Annotated in this window: 20 protein-coding genes; 13 read left to right on the plus strand and 7 right to left on the minus strand. The window is 44.4% G+C overall.

The features are described 5' to 3' along the window. Window positions 1–95: 95 nt before the first annotated feature. The 3 genes from TSUB_RS19135 to TSUB_RS19145 all read right to left on the minus strand — a co-directional run bounded on the left by TSUB_RS19135 (window position 96) and on the right by TSUB_RS19145 (window position 2,165). Complete coding sequence (locus TSUB_RS19135) at window positions 96–815, minus strand: aspartate/glutamate racemase family protein (RefSeq protein ID WP_087026504.1); 720 nt, start codon at window positions 813–815, stop codon at window positions 96–98. Between the two features lie 223 nt (window positions 816–1,038). Next, window positions 1,039–1,755 (minus strand): RES family NAD+ phosphorylase, encoded by a 717-nt coding sequence (locus TSUB_RS19140; protein WP_087026501.1) that lies wholly within the window; start codon window positions 1,753–1,755, stop codon window positions 1,039–1,041. 5 nt (window positions 1,756–1,760) lie between these two features. Next, window positions 1,761–2,165: an MbcA/ParS/Xre antitoxin family protein gene (locus TSUB_RS19145; protein WP_087026498.1), complete on the minus strand. Its 405-nt coding sequence runs from the start codon at window positions 2,163–2,165 to the stop codon at window positions 1,761–1,763. Between the two features lie 501 nt (window positions 2,166–2,666). Between TSUB_RS19145 and TSUB_RS19150 the strand changes: the two genes are divergently transcribed. Next, on the plus strand, window positions 2,667–3,551 hold the full coding sequence (locus TSUB_RS19150; protein ID WP_202819791.1) for a DMT family transporter: 885 nt from the start codon (window positions 2,667–2,669) through the stop codon (window positions 3,549–3,551). A 6-nt stretch (window positions 3,552–3,557) separates the two neighbouring features. On the opposite strand, the gene TSUB_RS19155 is transcribed toward TSUB_RS19150, so the two are convergent. Next, complete coding sequence (locus TSUB_RS19155) at window positions 3,558–4,067, minus strand: DUF7000 family protein (protein WP_192867884.1); 510 nt, start codon at window positions 4,065–4,067, stop codon at window positions 3,558–3,560. 235 nt (window positions 4,068–4,302) lie between these two features. On the opposite strand from TSUB_RS19155, the gene TSUB_RS19160 reads away from it, so the two are divergent. From TSUB_RS19160 to TSUB_RS19215, 12 genes are all read left to right on the plus strand, one after another. Continuing rightward, window positions 4,303–4,833 carry a chloramphenicol phosphotransferase CPT family protein gene (locus TSUB_RS19160; protein ID WP_087026492.1) on the plus strand — a complete coding sequence of 177 codons (531 nt, stop codon included), beginning with the start codon at window positions 4,303–4,305 and terminating at the stop codon, window positions 4,831–4,833. A gap of 164 nt (window positions 4,834–4,997) precedes the next feature. Beyond that, a complete protein-coding gene (locus tag TSUB_RS19165) occupies window positions 4,998–5,393 on the plus strand; it encodes a hypothetical protein (RefSeq protein ID WP_087026489.1) in 396 nt (131 codons plus the stop codon). A gap of 1,096 nt (window positions 5,394–6,489) precedes the next feature. Beyond that, the gene (locus TSUB_RS19170; protein ID WP_159064783.1) at window positions 6,490–7,389 is read left to right on the plus strand and encodes a DUF1444 domain-containing protein; all 900 of its coding nucleotides are present in this window, start codon (window positions 6,490–6,492) and stop codon (window positions 7,387–7,389) included. A gap of 28 nt (window positions 7,390–7,417) precedes the next feature. Then, window positions 7,418–7,903 (plus strand): RDD family protein, encoded by a 486-nt coding sequence (locus TSUB_RS19175; RefSeq protein WP_159064782.1) that lies wholly within the window; start codon window positions 7,418–7,420, stop codon window positions 7,901–7,903. After that, window positions 7,903–8,337, plus strand: a complete 435-nt coding sequence (locus tag TSUB_RS19180) for a hypothetical protein (RefSeq protein WP_087016976.1) — start codon at window positions 7,903–7,905, stop codon at window positions 8,335–8,337. The genes TSUB_RS19175 and TSUB_RS19180 overlap by 1 nt, the downstream gene beginning before the upstream one ends. Before the next feature lie 232 nt (window positions 8,338–8,569). Continuing rightward, the gene (gene def, locus TSUB_RS19185; RefSeq protein WP_087016974.1) at window positions 8,570–9,076 is read left to right on the plus strand and encodes a peptide deformylase; all 507 of its coding nucleotides are present in this window, start codon (window positions 8,570–8,572) and stop codon (window positions 9,074–9,076) included. Window positions 9,077–9,094: 18 nt separating this feature from the next. Further along, window positions 9,095–9,622, plus strand: a complete 528-nt coding sequence (locus tag TSUB_RS19190; protein ID WP_159064781.1) for a GNAT family N-acetyltransferase — start codon at window positions 9,095–9,097, stop codon at window positions 9,620–9,622. A 171-nt stretch (window positions 9,623–9,793) separates the two neighbouring features. After that, complete coding sequence (locus tag TSUB_RS19195; protein ID WP_087016970.1) at window positions 9,794–10,270, plus strand: GNAT family N-acetyltransferase; 477 nt, start codon at window positions 9,794–9,796, stop codon at window positions 10,268–10,270. A 134-nt stretch (window positions 10,271–10,404) separates the two neighbouring features. Beyond that, entirely contained in the window at window positions 10,405–10,917 is a 513-nt protein-coding gene (locus TSUB_RS19200; protein WP_087016969.1) for a GNAT family N-acetyltransferase, read from the plus strand. Between the two features lie 11 nt (window positions 10,918–10,928). Next, the gene (locus tag TSUB_RS19205) at window positions 10,929–11,234 is read left to right on the plus strand and encodes a DUF1840 domain-containing protein (RefSeq protein WP_087016967.1); all 306 of its coding nucleotides are present in this window, start codon (window positions 10,929–10,931) and stop codon (window positions 11,232–11,234) included. Between the two features lie 96 nt (window positions 11,235–11,330). After that, window positions 11,331–11,525 (plus strand): hypothetical protein, encoded by a 195-nt coding sequence (locus TSUB_RS19210; RefSeq protein WP_159064780.1) that lies wholly within the window; start codon window positions 11,331–11,333, stop codon window positions 11,523–11,525. A 107-nt stretch (window positions 11,526–11,632) separates the two neighbouring features. Then, window positions 11,633–11,932, plus strand: coding sequence for a DUF1330 domain-containing protein (locus TSUB_RS19215; protein WP_087016964.1), 300 nt, complete (start codon window positions 11,633–11,635; stop codon window positions 11,930–11,932). A gap of 48 nt (window positions 11,933–11,980) precedes the next feature. Here the strand turns inward: TSUB_RS19215 and TSUB_RS19220 are convergent, their stop codons facing one another. From TSUB_RS19220 to TSUB_RS19230, 3 genes are all read right to left on the minus strand, one after another. Beyond that, entirely contained in the window at window positions 11,981–12,334 is a 354-nt protein-coding gene (locus TSUB_RS19220) for a HopJ type III effector protein (protein ID WP_087016962.1), read from the minus strand. A 16-nt stretch (window positions 12,335–12,350) separates the two neighbouring features. After that, the gene (locus tag TSUB_RS19225; RefSeq protein WP_087016960.1) at window positions 12,351–12,737 is read right to left on the minus strand and encodes a DUF2750 domain-containing protein; all 387 of its coding nucleotides are present in this window, start codon (window positions 12,735–12,737) and stop codon (window positions 12,351–12,353) included. A gap of 1,427 nt (window positions 12,738–14,164) precedes the next feature. Next, window positions 14,165–15,061 carry a LysR family transcriptional regulator gene (locus tag TSUB_RS19230; RefSeq protein ID WP_087016958.1) on the minus strand — a complete coding sequence of 299 codons (897 nt, stop codon included), beginning with the start codon at window positions 15,059–15,061 and terminating at the stop codon, window positions 14,165–14,167. Window positions 15,062–15,211 lie beyond the last annotated feature (150 nt).

Below are 15,211 nucleotides of genomic sequence, written 5' to 3' on the forward strand. Positions count from 1 at the left end.
AGGGAATACTGAGACGATAACGATAACAACCAGCTGTAAACAGGTTGTCTCCGGCTATTGCGCCAGTGTTTATACTGGCGCTTTTTTGGGGGCCTTTATGGCTCGACCTTGTGAGTGGGATGACTTTGGACTGCCATTTCGACGGCTGCTTGGGCATGGATTGCTGTCGTATCATAGAGAGGTACCGTGGTATCTGCTTGTTGTACTAGCAAAGCAATTTCTGTGCAACCCAAGATCACTGCTTCCGCACCTGCTGCTTTTAATGCTTCGATGATGGCTAAATACGCCTGTTTGGAGTTTTCACGTACTTCGCCTTGGCAGAGTTCATTGTAAATGACATTGTGTACCGTCTCTCTGGCGGACCTGTCTGGTACGATCACGTCAATACCAAAATGCTGTTCAATCCTTTCGCGGTAGAAAGCTTGTTCCATGGTAAATCGGGTGCCGAGTAAGCCCACTTTTGTAATGCCATTCTGCTGTAAGCGTTCCCCGGTGGCGTCAGCAATGTGCAGTAGCGGGATATGAATAGCGGCTTCGATGTCTGGGGCGACTTTATGCATCGTATTGGTGCAAATGAGCAAGAAATCGGCACCGCCTGCTTCAACGGATTGTGCCGCTTTACAAAGGATTTTCGCTGTTTCATCCCATTCGCCAGCATGCTGTAGACGTTCTATCTCTTGGAAATCGACGCTATACATGCAGATCTTGGCGGAGTGTAATTGACCTAAAGACGCTTTCACCCCGCGGTTTAGTGCTTGATAGTAGCTTACTGTCGACTCCCAACTCATTCCTCCCAGCAACCCTATTGTCTTCATTTGCACCTTCTCCTCATTGCATTGTGTCGGTCCGGGCAATTGGCGAAGCAGGTTGTTCGCGTGCTTTGTCCGGAGAGTTGCTATTTAAAATAGCCTGTTGCTTGACTTGATTCTTGTACAAAACAACCCTAAATCGACAAAGTGTGTTGAAATGGCAGAGATTTGCGTGCTGGGGTTGGTTAACCACCCTTTGACGATGCAGGCAAGACGGTTGTGCTGGCCGTTACACTTTTTTCAAGGGTGACTTGCTGATCTCACCAATACGTTTAATTGAATCAATTTTTTTCCCATCCCAAATCATTTCAATGTGATAACGCTGATAGACGTCATAGACTACTTTGGGTGTAAACATGGCCCAACACGTCCCTCCATCATGACGCACTGAACGGTAGTAGATGCCGGAATAGCACTGCTCTTTTCTCACTTGTCGGCCAAGCTGTTGTGATTGGCCATAATGGGTTTGATCGTAAATGGGGTCATCAATAGGGTAGGCTGTCACGTCTAGCACATGACTGGCATCAAACTGAAATTCGAGAGTGCGTAAAACGATGCGGTCGAACTTTAATCCTTCTACGTTTTGCCAGTATTTTTCTTGGTGATAATAAATCTCAAACAACGCCGTTTGGACATCATTTGCGATATATAAAGCACCGAAGCTGCCATCGGCGAAGCGCGTACCATCTCGATTGATATGCGTAAAAGGGGCCACAGCGTAGCTTCTTCCTCGTTTACAGTGAAAGGGAATCTCTTCGCTCGCGATAAGCGCGATGTTACCCACTTCTTGTTGAATACGTGGATTGGTCAGCTTTTGCAGTTCATATAAGGCGTCGAAGTCTTCCGGGCTTGCGACATCCTCGAAAAGGGCGATAGTGGGGTATTTGGAGTTGAGCAAGCGAAAACCTGTTTGCCGTGCTTCCTTGTTCGGTGCGGATTTCGTCATGCCAATTAACCCCAAATGCCTGAGCGAAGTGCATCGATACGTATAGCCACCTCGTAGAGGTCACTGAACTTACCCGAAGCAATAATCGCTAGCGGTTTTCTGCCTTCAAAGTACGCATTGTGATTGGGCATTGTCATAAACCCGCGCACATTTTCTGGGTTGTCGAAGATAATTCTCAACGCGGAGTGAATATTGAGGATGTAGCTCAGCCGTTCAAGTTGGTCGTCATCAAGACGTACTTTTTCGCTGTCTTTTCTGAAGCTATAAAAAGAAGATTTGCTGAGGCGTAGTATGGATAGCATCTCTGCTTGGGTGCAGCCCCAACCATCCAGGATGACAGTGGCCGCTTTAAAGCCTGCTTCAGCCATCTGCTGTTTACTGATATCGGGCTGGGTATTTGTCACACTCATTGTGAATATCCTTTTATTGATTCACTAGTTTAATTATGAACATTTTTGTCAATTTTGTCTAAGTTTGGAGTGATGATGAATGACGAACGGATCGCAGAGTCGTGATGAAAATAGTCAGGTTGGATACATATATACTCAAGCCACCTCAAGATACAGGTTTCAGAAGCAGACTAGCGATTCGAGTTCAAGGCAAAGGGGTGAAGGAATGGTTTCCCCTTTCGAGCGCCTTTAACGCAGAAATCGGGGCGCTAGTTGCTTCCCAAAGGGCGAGTTTTCTAGGCTCGCCACCTTTGTTACTGCTTTTTGATTTAGTCCACTAGACCTTCAAAGCAGTGCCTCGGTGGCAAACCTAGAAATTCTCGCTGAACAAGCATCTTGAGGTGGCTTGAGTATAAATCGGGTAAACTCGGGCAGTTTTTGTCGTCTTACACTCAAGCCACTCGATACGAGAGCTCGCTATCGGGTTATGAGGTGGTTTGAGCGTTTAACTAGGAGTGATTAATGAGTCGTACCGAGATAGGGCAGAGCGCAGTACTAGGTATTCGTTACATGGTGATATCTGCTATCGGATTTTCGTTGATGGCCGTTTGTGTGAAGGCGGTGAGTAATAGCGGTATCCCCCTGTTTGAAATTATTGCAGCAAGGGCATTGATTAGTTTGTCGCTTAGCTATGTGCTAGTAAGTAAAAAGGGCATCTCTATTTGGGGGAACAATAAGTTCTTACTCGCATGTCGTGGCATTGTCGGGGCGTTGGCATTGATTTGCGTATACGGTGCATTAACGGTTTTGCCATTAGCAGAAGCCACTATCATTCAAAACGTGACGCCGATTATCACGTCAGTGATGGCATTTCTATTTCTAAAAGAGAAGGTTCATACCTCGACGATGATCAGTCTACTGCTGAGCGTCATTGGCGTGGTTGTGATAGTAAAGCCTGATCTCTTTATGGCACCAGATGCGATGGATCTACCTATAGTCGGTGTGGTAATCGCACTGATTGGCGCTTTAGGAAGCTCTATTGCTTATACCATTGTGAGAAAACTGAGCGGTACTGAAGACCCTTCTGTGATCGTGTTTTATTTTCCGCTATTTGCCCTCCCTGTTTCGCTCGTATTGCTTGGTAGTGATTTCGTGATGCCTAATCTCTATCAATTCGTACTTTTGGTTTTAGTTGGCGTACTCACACAAGTCGGTCAAGTCTATTTAACCAAAGCGATGAAAGTTGGCTCGGCGAGTAAGACTATGGTGTACTCGTACTTACAAGTTGTGTTCGCCATAGTATTTGGTGTGCTGTTTTTTGATGAAATACCAACTTGGACAACCTTGTTAGGCACAGTGTTCATCATTGGTGGCGCGCTGCTAAACTTGTTTAAACGGCCTGCATAGCGGTATTTAGTGCTCCAAATGCGGGGTCAGCCACATCATAATTTCTTCGGCGGCTAAGGTCGCCGTTGCTTCGATTTCTTTGATCAGTTGTTCCGGACGGTCGAAGTTTGGTGACTCAACTAAGACTGTTTCTAAGACAGAGTAGATCGGCATTGCATCAAAGCCCACATTCCACGGGCTTGCTTTGAGTATTGACCAGTAGTGATGCTGCATATCCGCATTTTGCCCCATTAACCAAAGCTCAAAACGCAGAGCATGGTGATTCAGTACGATGCCAAAACGGAGTTTATTCGCACGGAGTGCCGTATTGAAAAAAGCGAAGTAGGAATAGTCGAGATAACCCGGTGAAATATTGCCACATTGATAGGTGGTTTCACGCAGAAAATGCGCTTTCACTTTACCGAGAAACTGTATCAGTTGCATGTTTGCGCGATGGAGGCGGTGGTCTTGGAGTTCGCGTTGGTAGTGCAGAGCAAGTGCGCCTAGCGTTTCTGGTAAATCGGGCTTTTCCATCATGATATTCCTAGCTGCTGTGGAGCAATGAGTAGTTATGAAAATCCTATTAATAGCGAGGGTAGCAGCTACTCTTGAACTTTGTTGATGTGGTTATCAAATTTCTTCTTTGCGAGACGATAAACGTCACTGAGTGACGATGATTTATTGGAACTGTTTCACGTCCTTGTCAGCGGATACAACGTCTCTACACGTCATTCGGTATATTCATTATTTTAATCAATAACGGAACCGTGAAATGCGTCCAGATATCATCATATTAAACGGCACAGGCAGTGCTGGAAAAACCAGTGTCGCGAAGGCCCTGCAAGAACAGCTTGATGTACAGTATCTTAATTTTAGTATTGATAGTGTGTTATATGCATTACCACCGAGTGACTTGCACTGCATGATGGAAGGAAAGCCTATTACGCGTCGCGGCTATGATTATGCCGTATTAGTGCAGGGCTATCATGAATGTGTTTTGGGATTACTTAAATCGGGGTGCCGACTCATTATCGATAATGCATGGATAGAGAAGCAGGATAAACGCAATTTACGTTCGTTGCTCTCAAGCTTTAATGCCTATTACGTTGGTGTGAAATGTGACCTTTCTGTCTGCGAGCAAAGAGAGTTAGCTCGAGGTGATCGAGCGATCGGTCTCGCGCGTCATGAGTACCCACTTGTGCACGCTGATATGGAGTACGATATAGAGGTCGATACCACCGACAAAACCCCACAACAAGCAGCGGATTATCTTGTAAGCATGCTTGACCAGATCCAAAACTAAGGTATGCATCGCAGATTTACCAGACTGCATTTAATTGCCCACGATTTTGTGTCGTTTCCTCGGTACTGTTGCTCAATCTATGTAAGAAAGAGGGTTTGCGCGGATGCAAACACTCCCTATTGCTTTGATTTAGCATTGACGATTTACCGAAAAGGAGAGAAGGGATGAAAGGGGCTGGCGGCACTTCCGGAGGCATTGGTAGTTTTTTTATCGGCCTAGTGATGATGTGTGGTGGTTTTTATATGCTGCTAAACTCGATAGTTATCACCAATAATTTTGCCATGAGCACGCGCTTGTACTCGTTCAATATGATGGGACAAGGGCTGAATGTAACTGGTGGTATGGTACTGATTCCTTTTATGTTTGGCGTAGGGCTTATCTTTTTCAATAGCCGAAACATTATTGGCTGGCTGCTAACGATTGGGTCCGTATCTGCATTCATATTTGGTGTTATTAGTTCTATAAATTTTACAATGCGCTCGATGTCAGCATTTGAACTAATGGCAATCTTAGTGATGGCGGTTGGTGGCTTGGGTTTATTCCTACGCTCTCTAAGGTAAGAGTGTCAATGCAAAAGTTGCAATCCATTGAGTGCTTATATATTTGATAATAAAAGGGCGATAATATTATCGCCTTTTTAATGTTTCTTGGGAATAAATAAGTCAATAAGAATGTATGCGTTATTTTTCCGTGGTAATTATTGAGTTATTTTTGACTCTTTTGTTGCTGGGGTTAAGATACTTAGGGCTAACCGAACTTTTACTAAAAAGAATAGCAATGAAGGACGCCGAATGCAGTCTTACAAATTAGACGGTCCAGTCATGCGATGTCTTTATTGATAGATATAAATATAGTCAAAACTGTGAGTATTGTGTGACTTAAATGCTGTTTTGGTGAATTTTTATGCGCATCAAGTTCATTTCTGAGTGACTCGAATTCCCCTGTCTATGAATAATTAACCGCAATTCTCGGGGTTATTGGAATTTTATTCTGTCTGAACACAGATTAAAAACAACTATTGATGTTGAATCTTGTGTTATTCGAGTCATGTGTTGGTTCAGAGCATCATTTAATGATGTCTGCCTTAAATTATAGTCTTTATCTGTGTTTTTCTTAAAATCGAGTACGGATTTTATGAAATTTATTCGGATTTCTCTTTATTTTCTTTTGCCAGTTGGTAAAATTTAATTCATAAATCTGTCATATATTCTTAATTGGAATTTCCGGTAAAGCGAAGAGTGTGAAAATAACCGCGCATTTACTGTTTAATTAACAAGACAGGTTTGTATTAAAACAAATAAAAGTAAATGTATACCCAAACCACCTCAAGATGCTTGTTCAGCGAGCGTTTCTAGGCTTGTCAACAAGACACTGTTTTGAAGATCTAGTGGACTAAATCAAAAAACAGTAACGACGGTGGCGAGCCTAGAAAACTCGCCCTTCGGGAAGCGACTAGCGCCCCGATTTCTGCGTTAAAGGTGTTTGAAAGGGGGAACCATTCCTTCACACCTTTGCCTTGAACTCGACGCGCTAGGCCGCTTCTGAATCCGGCATCTTGAGGTGATTTGAGTATATTTAGAGTAAGGCGTCGAGTATTCGATAGCTGATACTCATCACGTACCATAATAAATGCCAGTTGGCTAGGCAGTTATAACAATGAGAAAGCATTGGGTAATGTTGGTGGCCGCGTGTTTGGTTCCGTCATGGGAAGGGGCGGCCAGCACGCTGACACGCGGTGAATTTACTGCTCTTTTTGAGCAGGAGGCAGAAACTGTATTGGCGGATACAGGTTTTGACATTGTTGATGAGCTTCACCTTCGCGCGAATAAGCCGGGTGGAGGTGAGCTCATTGTTTTTTTAGATAATGCATACCACAGTTATGAACTTGGTCAGCAACCGCTTTATGAGGCGATTCAAAGTAAAATTGTTGTGGTAGATGCGCAACTGAATCACGACAGTCATCAACAGGTTTCGCGAATTTTGCCCGTCATCAAGCCGCAGTCTTTTTTAGTGCGCACGCGCGAGCAGTTGAGCGAAGCTGGCGTTAATAAGGATTTGACCCCGTTTTACTATGAGCACCTCAACAGTGATCTCATTGTCTTGTACGTTCTCGATACGCCGCAAAGCGCTCAATATCTCACGAAAGCACAGGTCAAAGCTTTGGGGTTAAGCGCTACGCATTTAAGAGCGCTGGCGAATGATAATTTACAAATGCACTGGCAGCAAACCGATGCGAAGTGGGTCGTGTTTAGTCAAGAACTGCAAGGTGTATTGACATTAAGTAAGCGTGATTTTTACGCAGCTTCAAGTTTACTCGCTCAACCAGATTGGTCGTTAGCAGCGTTGGAAGAAGGCTGGGTTTTTTTTATGCCGGCGAGGGACCATGTGTACCTCGTGCCTCGTGAAGACGCGTTTGCGATGAGCCATATCTCAGCGCTGGTAAAGGACATTTATAAGCATAACCGACATGCTATTTCTCCCTATGGGTACATGTTTGATGCCGGAAAATGGGTGAGATATTCCCCGTTAAAAGCAGTCGAGCCAAGCGACGGTTGAGCCGCAGTTTTAATTAGAGTAATTCCGTTTGAGTAAAAAGTTACAGCAGTTTCATCCACGTATGATTGATATCACTGGCCCTGTTGAAAAGGAGTCCAAAGACTATGCAGGTTTTGGGCGACGCTGTGCAGCAGCGCTGACAGACCTCGCATTTATTGCTGGTATCTATCTGCCTTTTCTCTTTGTGCTGCGTGGTACTTTCAGTTTTTCACATAGTGCAGAATTGATAACAGACATTTACAGTTTCTTGCCTGCAGTTTTGTCACTATTAGTACTGATAGCTTTTTGGGTTTATCGTGCTGCAACACCCGGCAAAATGATGTTGGCGACAAAAGTGGTGGACGCGAAAACGGGCTTAGGGTTGACGCTTCCACAAGCGACATTACGTTGCATTGGGTATCTTGTCTCATTCCTCCCGTGCGGACTCGGCTTTGCATGGATTCTTTGGGATGAAAGACGACAAGGATGGCACGATAAGTTGGCAGGGACAGTGGTGATAACGACAGGTCGATAATGAATGCTTTTGAGATAGCAAACCCTGATTCCGCGTTTGGTAGCTTCTGGTTTTTAGCTGGTATCGCTGCGGTTGGTTGTGCAATCTCATACTTGGCGGTGAGGGCGATCGGAGATTATCGGCTCGAACCCGTTTCACCGATTAAAGCGGTGTTTATCTCTCTCACTATACCTGCTCTGATGCTTTCTCTCGGGTTTAATAGCTACCTTGATCGGTTCCATATGCTGACCGCTGATGCCAAAGGGCAGGTTACGCTTCATTTGATTTATCCCCCAGAAGCCAAGCAACTTTCAAACACTTTTCGCTATAGCTTTCGCGTTGAGCGCCGTGGTTGTGAAATCGTTATACACGATGGCGAAGCTCGGTATCACAGCATTGGTGCATTAGGAAAGCAACGGTGTGATGCTGTTGTCGATTGGCTGAAGCAGTATTGATTCGCTCCTCTTTTTATCTTAATTCATTCTTTTTGCTAAACAGGTGGCTTGAGTATACTCAGCCTCCTCAATATGTTTGTTGAGCGAGCATTGCTAGGCTGGTCAGCAAGACGTTGCTTTAAAGACCTAGTGGGCTAAATCAAAAGGCAGTATAGTTGTTTGTTCACCAGTTTTTTTAGTCACTGCATATACTTAAGTAGTTTGAGTATATCTGTAAATTAAAGTCGAGATTATGGCTATTTTAAATATTTTAACGATTCCCGACCCTAAATTACGTGAAAAAGCACGTCCTGTTGAAGATGTTGCCGCTGTACAACCTTTGATTGATGACATGCTAGAGACGATGTATAGCACTGATAACGGTATCGGTCTGGCTTCGACACAAGTTGGCCGTCGTGAAGCGGTGATTGTGATCGACCTGTCAGATGAGAGAAATGATCCTCTTGTGTTGATTAATCCTGAGTTAGTAGAAGGTGAAATTCCGACAATCGGTCAGGAAGGATGTTTGTCTATTCCTGATTATTATGCGGATGTGGAGCGTTTCAAAAAAGTGAAGGTTCGATATTTAGATCGGGAAGGAAAAGAGCAAGTTATAGAGAATGAAGCATTTTTGGCCATTGCGATTCAACATGAAATGGATCATTTGATAGGTAAGCTATTTATTGACTACTTGTCGCCGCTTAAACGTCAAATTGCGTTGAAAAAAGTGAAAAAATACGAGAAGAAACGCCGAGCCTAAGCACGTTTGGAGGTGCCGTTGATTTTTGTTCCGTTTGAAAAAGAACACTATTGGCGATTACTTGAGTGGGTACCGAACGCCGCGTTTAACTTGCTCTGGGGTGGTCCGCTCTATCAATATCCATTGACACTTTCTCAGGTAGAGATGCATTTATCTTCCCCAGGCGTTTATCCCTTCATGTTGGTTGATGATACCCAAGTCATCGGTTACGTTGAGGTGGTCGATCAAGGTCAGGGTAGATTTCGGCTATGCCGCGTGTTGGTTGTCGACCCAAATGCGCGCGGAAAAGGGATAGGAGAACGTTTGGTCAATCTCGCTATCGAGTACGCTAAGAAGCACTTTAATGCGTCAACAATGACCTTGGGTGTGTTTGAGCAGAATTATGCGGCGCGACGTTGCTATGAGCGTTTGGGTTTTGTTTATGACAAGCGCGAACGCTATTGTGATTTCGAGGATGAGAAATGGCTTTGCTTCGAAATGTATTTGCACTTGAAGGTACAGCCTACTATCGCTGTCGATCCCTCTAAACAGTTAAAATCTCAATAACACGGAAGCAATATGCTCAAGCCTAGAAAACTCGCCCTTCGGGAAACGACTAGCGCCCCGATTTGTGCGTTAAAGGTGTTTGAAAGGGGAAAGCCATTCCTTCACACCTTTGCCTTGAACTCGACGCGCTAGTCAGTTTCTGAATCCTGCATATTGAGGAGGCTTGAGTATATGAAAATTCGTCCAGCAGAAGTATCGGACTATGTCGAAGTCGCGCAGTTGGTTAACACGCCAGAAGCATTATTTCAGATCAGCCGCAGTGCTACCTTTCCTTGGAGCGTCGCGCAGTTAGAAGATGTTGCGAGACAACGAGAAGCGCTCACCGTTTGCGTTCATGAAGGTAAAGTCATTGGTTTTGCGAACCTTTATCAGGTTCAAGCAGGGCAGAGTGCGTTTATTGGCAATGTGGTTGTGAGTGAAAGTTACAGAGGACATGGCTTTGGCAAGCGATTGCTTAACTACATGATTGCTTTGATTGAAAATGAGTATCGCGCAGAAGCGCATCTGTCCGTTTTTGGTTTCAATACTGCGGCAACGATGCTTTATAAAAGCCTGGGTTTCTTGCCTTACGATGTGGAAGCAACGGAAGACTATACGGGTAAGAAGGTGACCTTGATTCACATGAAAAAAGCAGTGCCTTGCTGGTAAGCCTAGAAATTATCCCGGAAAAGCCTAGAAATTTTTGCTAAATAGGTATCTTGAGGTTGCTTGAGTGTAAATGATTGTTATGGGGCTGTTCTTGTATTATGTTGTTGAAAACACGACAATAAAAAGGAGAGCACATGGACAATATCATTATCCGTCACGTTAAAGCGTCAGACGCAGAGCAGCTACAGCAACTCTACGCGAATACCAATACGCAGGCGCAGACTCTCCAACTCCCTTACCCATCATTAGATAAGTGGGAAAAGCGCGCATCAGAGATTCCTGATGGTATGGCAAGCTTGATCGCTGACTGCGATGGAAAAGTGATTGGTCAGCTTGGTTTAATGATGTCGAGTCGGTTTCGTCGCCGGCATGTGGCTGAGTTGGGCATGGGTGTTGATGATGCCTACCAAGGCCGTGGTGTCGGAAGCAAGTTGCTAGGAGAAGCCATCAATTTGGCTGAAAACTGGATGGGGGCAACACGCATTGAACTGACTGTCTATACAGATAATCAAGCAGCGATAGCGCTTTACAAAAAGTTTGGCTTCAAAATTGAGGGCGAATCTCCTGATTTCGCATTACGCGATGGCGAGCTTGTGGCAGCTTATCATATGGCCCGTTTGAAGCGTCATCAGACAAAGTGTGAATAAGGAGCGAGAGTATGATTACTTTTAAGACCAAGCATTACGCCAACATCATGATGTTTGACGGTGTTGCGATCCAGTTGCTGGCTATGATGGGACGCCCTGATAAAGTGCCGGGTGCCTTGCTCAAAGAAGAGGTCGAGGAAGCCCTAAGGCTATTGCAAACCTCGCTTGGTCAGCTGCCAGAGCCAACGAAATCGCAGCCAATGGATGACGACGAAGAAGTCTCTGAGCCAGAGATCGATCTCCGTCAACGCGCTTTGCCTTTGATCGAATTACTGACGTCAGCACGTAACAATGACAGCGGCGTGATGTGGGAGTAGCTTGGCGCGTTCGAGTTGACCGATTGAAAAATGTTCCACTACACTCACAGTGATAACGACGTTATTTTGCCAAAGCAGAGTAATGGAGGTGTTGAGATGAAGAGTAAGGAACGCATTGCTGATTTAGAGCAGCAAGTCTATTTAGCTTTTGCCGACGGGAACTATGAGATGGTGGACGCGCTAGAGACTGAGATAGAAAAACTCAGGCAGTCACGTTCAGCAGTGTTTGATAGTAATCATAATGAAGGGCCGTACTCGACCGAGGGCTATATGCCAATGGATGATTACTAGATAGCCGATTCTCTAAGCCTGCTTAGTTGAAGACAGCAATACATGTATTGGGATGGTTACTTGGTAGCCATCCCTATTTTATACGTTTTATTTAAAGGGGAAGCGAGATGTATGAAATGTTGATCGCCATGGAGATCAAAGATGAACAAGGATACGGAAGATATCGCGAGGCGATGTTGCCGATTCTTCGCCAGTATGGGGGCGGTTTTCGGTATGACTTTAAAGTCGCTGAAACCTTGACTTCGGCATCAACACACCCGGTGCAGCGAGTGTTCGCCATCTATTTTGCGAGTGAAGAAAAGCGGGATGCTTTCTTTGCCTCCGAAAGCTATTTAGCCGTTAAGGAGACGCATTTTCAGGGCTCTGCGGGTGACTACACTTGCATAGCAGAGTATACAGTGGCTTAGTTGATAAACTGGGGGCCTGCTCAGCACCCAGTTTACCACTGGAGTCGTTTATGCTTTCAGCGCCAATGCGGTGCCTGAAAAAGTAATGCCTTGCCAACCGTGCTTTTGAAAAGCGCGAATGTTGCCATGGCTGTCACCTTCAGGGTTGACTAACACATCATCACGATAGTGATGACCAAAACAGTGCAACGTCTGTTCTTCGGTGAGGTTCTGCTGTTTAGCGAAGGCAAAAATACGACAAGAGCCTTCGTTGGTGCCAGCAGCATTCACCAACACGTTATCACCTAAGCCATTCGAGAACGCGGTTGGTGTGTATTCATAGCAGCGGTTAATCGTGGCAATGACTTCGTCAAATTCAACGGTTTCTGGCTGCGTTTGCAATTTTTGAATGAGTACTTCCATGTGATTTCCTAACTAATTATTTTTTTCGTTTGTTTGCTTTTTGCAAATCGAGATCAAATTCGTCGGGGTAGAGGACGAGACCATCTTCTTCTGTGACTGGGAACACAACCAGTGCGAGCTCGTCATCCAACAAGCCGTTTGTCCAGCGGCTCAACCATTTGTTCAGTGAAATTGACTCTGCTTTGCAATCTGCCCAGTCGCCCGTTGCCCACGCTTCTGCAAAGGCTTGATGAGGCCATACAGGGACGCAATCTTCATCTTCAGTGTTGAGCATGACACTGCCGTGTTCATCAACGAGAATCCAAAGTTGGCGGTGAGTTGCCACTTCATCTAGCAGATATTGATAGCGTTTTTCAGCGTCGAGTTGAGAGACGTTATCAATAGTTTGTTGATCGATTGTCATAGTGCTGTTCCTGTATGAGGTCCTACTGCGGTTGATGCGAGGACTGAACGTTTCTTAGTTTAGGCCGAAGAGAGTGATTACTATCAAGGGGCCGTAGACAAAAAAGTGTGACAAGCATAGCGAATTGTGACCGTGACGTCCTCCAAAATGATGAATTATGCTCGTGTTTCATGTCTATTTGTACAGAAGTAAAGCAGTTATAGTTCAAGGAGCCGGTTTCCAATGGGTTTTAGCAGGGGTGAGCTAGCATGCCGAGTTTAAGGCAAAAGTGCTGATAACGATGTGTTGTTAAAAGCGCAATGGCAGCCATACGGGGCGATGCACGAAGCTTGCGAAAAGGGAAATGATGAAAAGAAGAACATTGCGATGGAATCGTTTACATTCGAACGAATGGTGAAATGGAATGTTTATGTTATCTAAACACTTTTATTTTGAATAAATGGGATGTGCTTGGTGAAAATATGCGATAGGTTGATGTATAGTATCCCATATTCATATCAGCAATGATGTTAGCGTTTACATTATCACTAGGCAATAACCTCTGTGCTGAATATATTTTGTGCGGTATAATAGATGTTGGTTATCGATAAAGTACCAGAATAACGAATTATTGTGATATACGTCGGGTGTACGAGTGTATACAGTGAATAACCCGCACAAAATGGCGGGGCAAGCTCTAAGCAAATGCCTCAGCTGTTGCAAACAGTAACTGTTTGATGCAATTTATATTTATCAAAAGTTGGATTACAAATTCCTAACCTCCCTGCCGGACTCCTTCCCATTGTCGGCAGGGTTTTTTTTGTCTTTAATTAGTCAAATGTTTCGTTTTGATTAATTTTTTCCTTACGACCTACCACTTAAATTGCTTGCTGCAAATGTGATAAGTAAAATATACGCTTTTGACAGTGAAACGCACTGAACCTTGCCTCTGTAGCTTAGTGGCTACCTTAAGCTATGTGGTTGAGAAGTATGAAGTTAATGGTATGTGCCTAGAGTCAGTTGTCTTCAGTATCCTAATCGAGGATTAACGAGATAACAGGTCAGAATGAATCAATGGTTATCAGAAAAATGTCAATAGCGCTAGGAATGGATAATAGTAGTGACATGCTAAAGATAGCTAAAAAGGTCATGTGTGATACATTGAGTTAATTATTGTAAGAATCACCGGTGAAGATATTAGCGACGCCCTAGGGCTATTAATAGTATTAGTTGATTCTATCATTAATCTGATGTCAGGTATTAGGCGAGTAAAATGTGCAAATAATACGAATATGCCTTTATAGAAATAAATGCTTATCCGGTTGTCTGACGAAATAAAAAGAAAGCGTTAACCGTTTTATTTGTCTATAGCGAAAAAAGGGTACTCTGTGTAACCGTTTACATTTTGAGGTGGTTTGAGTATATGGTGAGATCGCGTCTTTCTTGAGCTACTGATGGTAACTGGCATCTAACAAAAAGCTTTTGAAGTGACTTGCCACAGCAGAGGCCTTCTTGGGAGGATGATAGTAAAGATTCAAGCTCCAGATACTGGTTTTGTAGTCTTCAAGCAGCGGGACGATAAGGCCGTTTTCAATTTCTTGAGTAATGAATCGTTGTGGTAGATAGCCGATACCCGTACCTTCAAGAACGCCCTGCAGCAATAAATCACTATCGTTGACTTCCAGGTTCTTTGGGATCTTTATCATTTGACTTTCTTCGTCTCGCGTAAAAATCCAATCGTTGCTGCCTGTTAATGTCGAAGCGAAAAGGCAACGATGGTTGACGAGATCTTCTGGTTTTAAGGGTTTTGAATGGGCTGCGAGGTAGCAGGGGCTGGCAACGGGCACAAAGGGGCATTGCATGATTTCCCGACGTACAAGATGAAGGTCTTTTTCTTGATAGCCTTGGTAGTTTGCATTGGCACTAATCATTAAGTCTACGTCACCAGCGTAGTCGAGTGCCCAAGGTGTGACATTGATGTTGAAGGTAACACTCGGATGTGTCTTGATGTAATCACCTATCAATGACATGAGATAGTGATTCGCAAAAACAGGTGTGCAAGCGATGTTGATATGACCTTTATCGTGCTCTTGAAAATCTTGCAGCGAACGCTGTAATTGCTCAGCATTGTCGACGAGTGGCGCAAATTCTTCAAAAAGCTTTTTACCTGCAGGTGTTGGTGTTAACAACCGATTCGTTCTGCGTAATAAGATCATACCGAAATGGGCTTCTAAATCTTGAAGCCAGCGACTCCCTGCCGACACAGAAATTGCATATTTTCTAGCGGCAGCCGAGATGGATCCACTGCGAATGACGCAGACAAAAAACGCCATTTTATCCAACATACACTGCATCCTTCGTTCGCTGGGTAGAGAAGCGATTATCGCACAAACCGAGTCGTGAACATCGATGGCTGCGTGTTTTCGTGACAAATACGCACCAAAACCTTTCTATCATCCCGCAACTTTGAAATATCTGCACAAATGTGTCGGAAT

Source organism: Thaumasiovibrio subtropicus, assembly GCF_019703835.1.
In the GTDB taxonomy this organism is placed as follows: domain Bacteria; phylum Pseudomonadota; class Gammaproteobacteria; order Enterobacterales; family Vibrionaceae; genus Thaumasiovibrio; species Thaumasiovibrio subtropicus.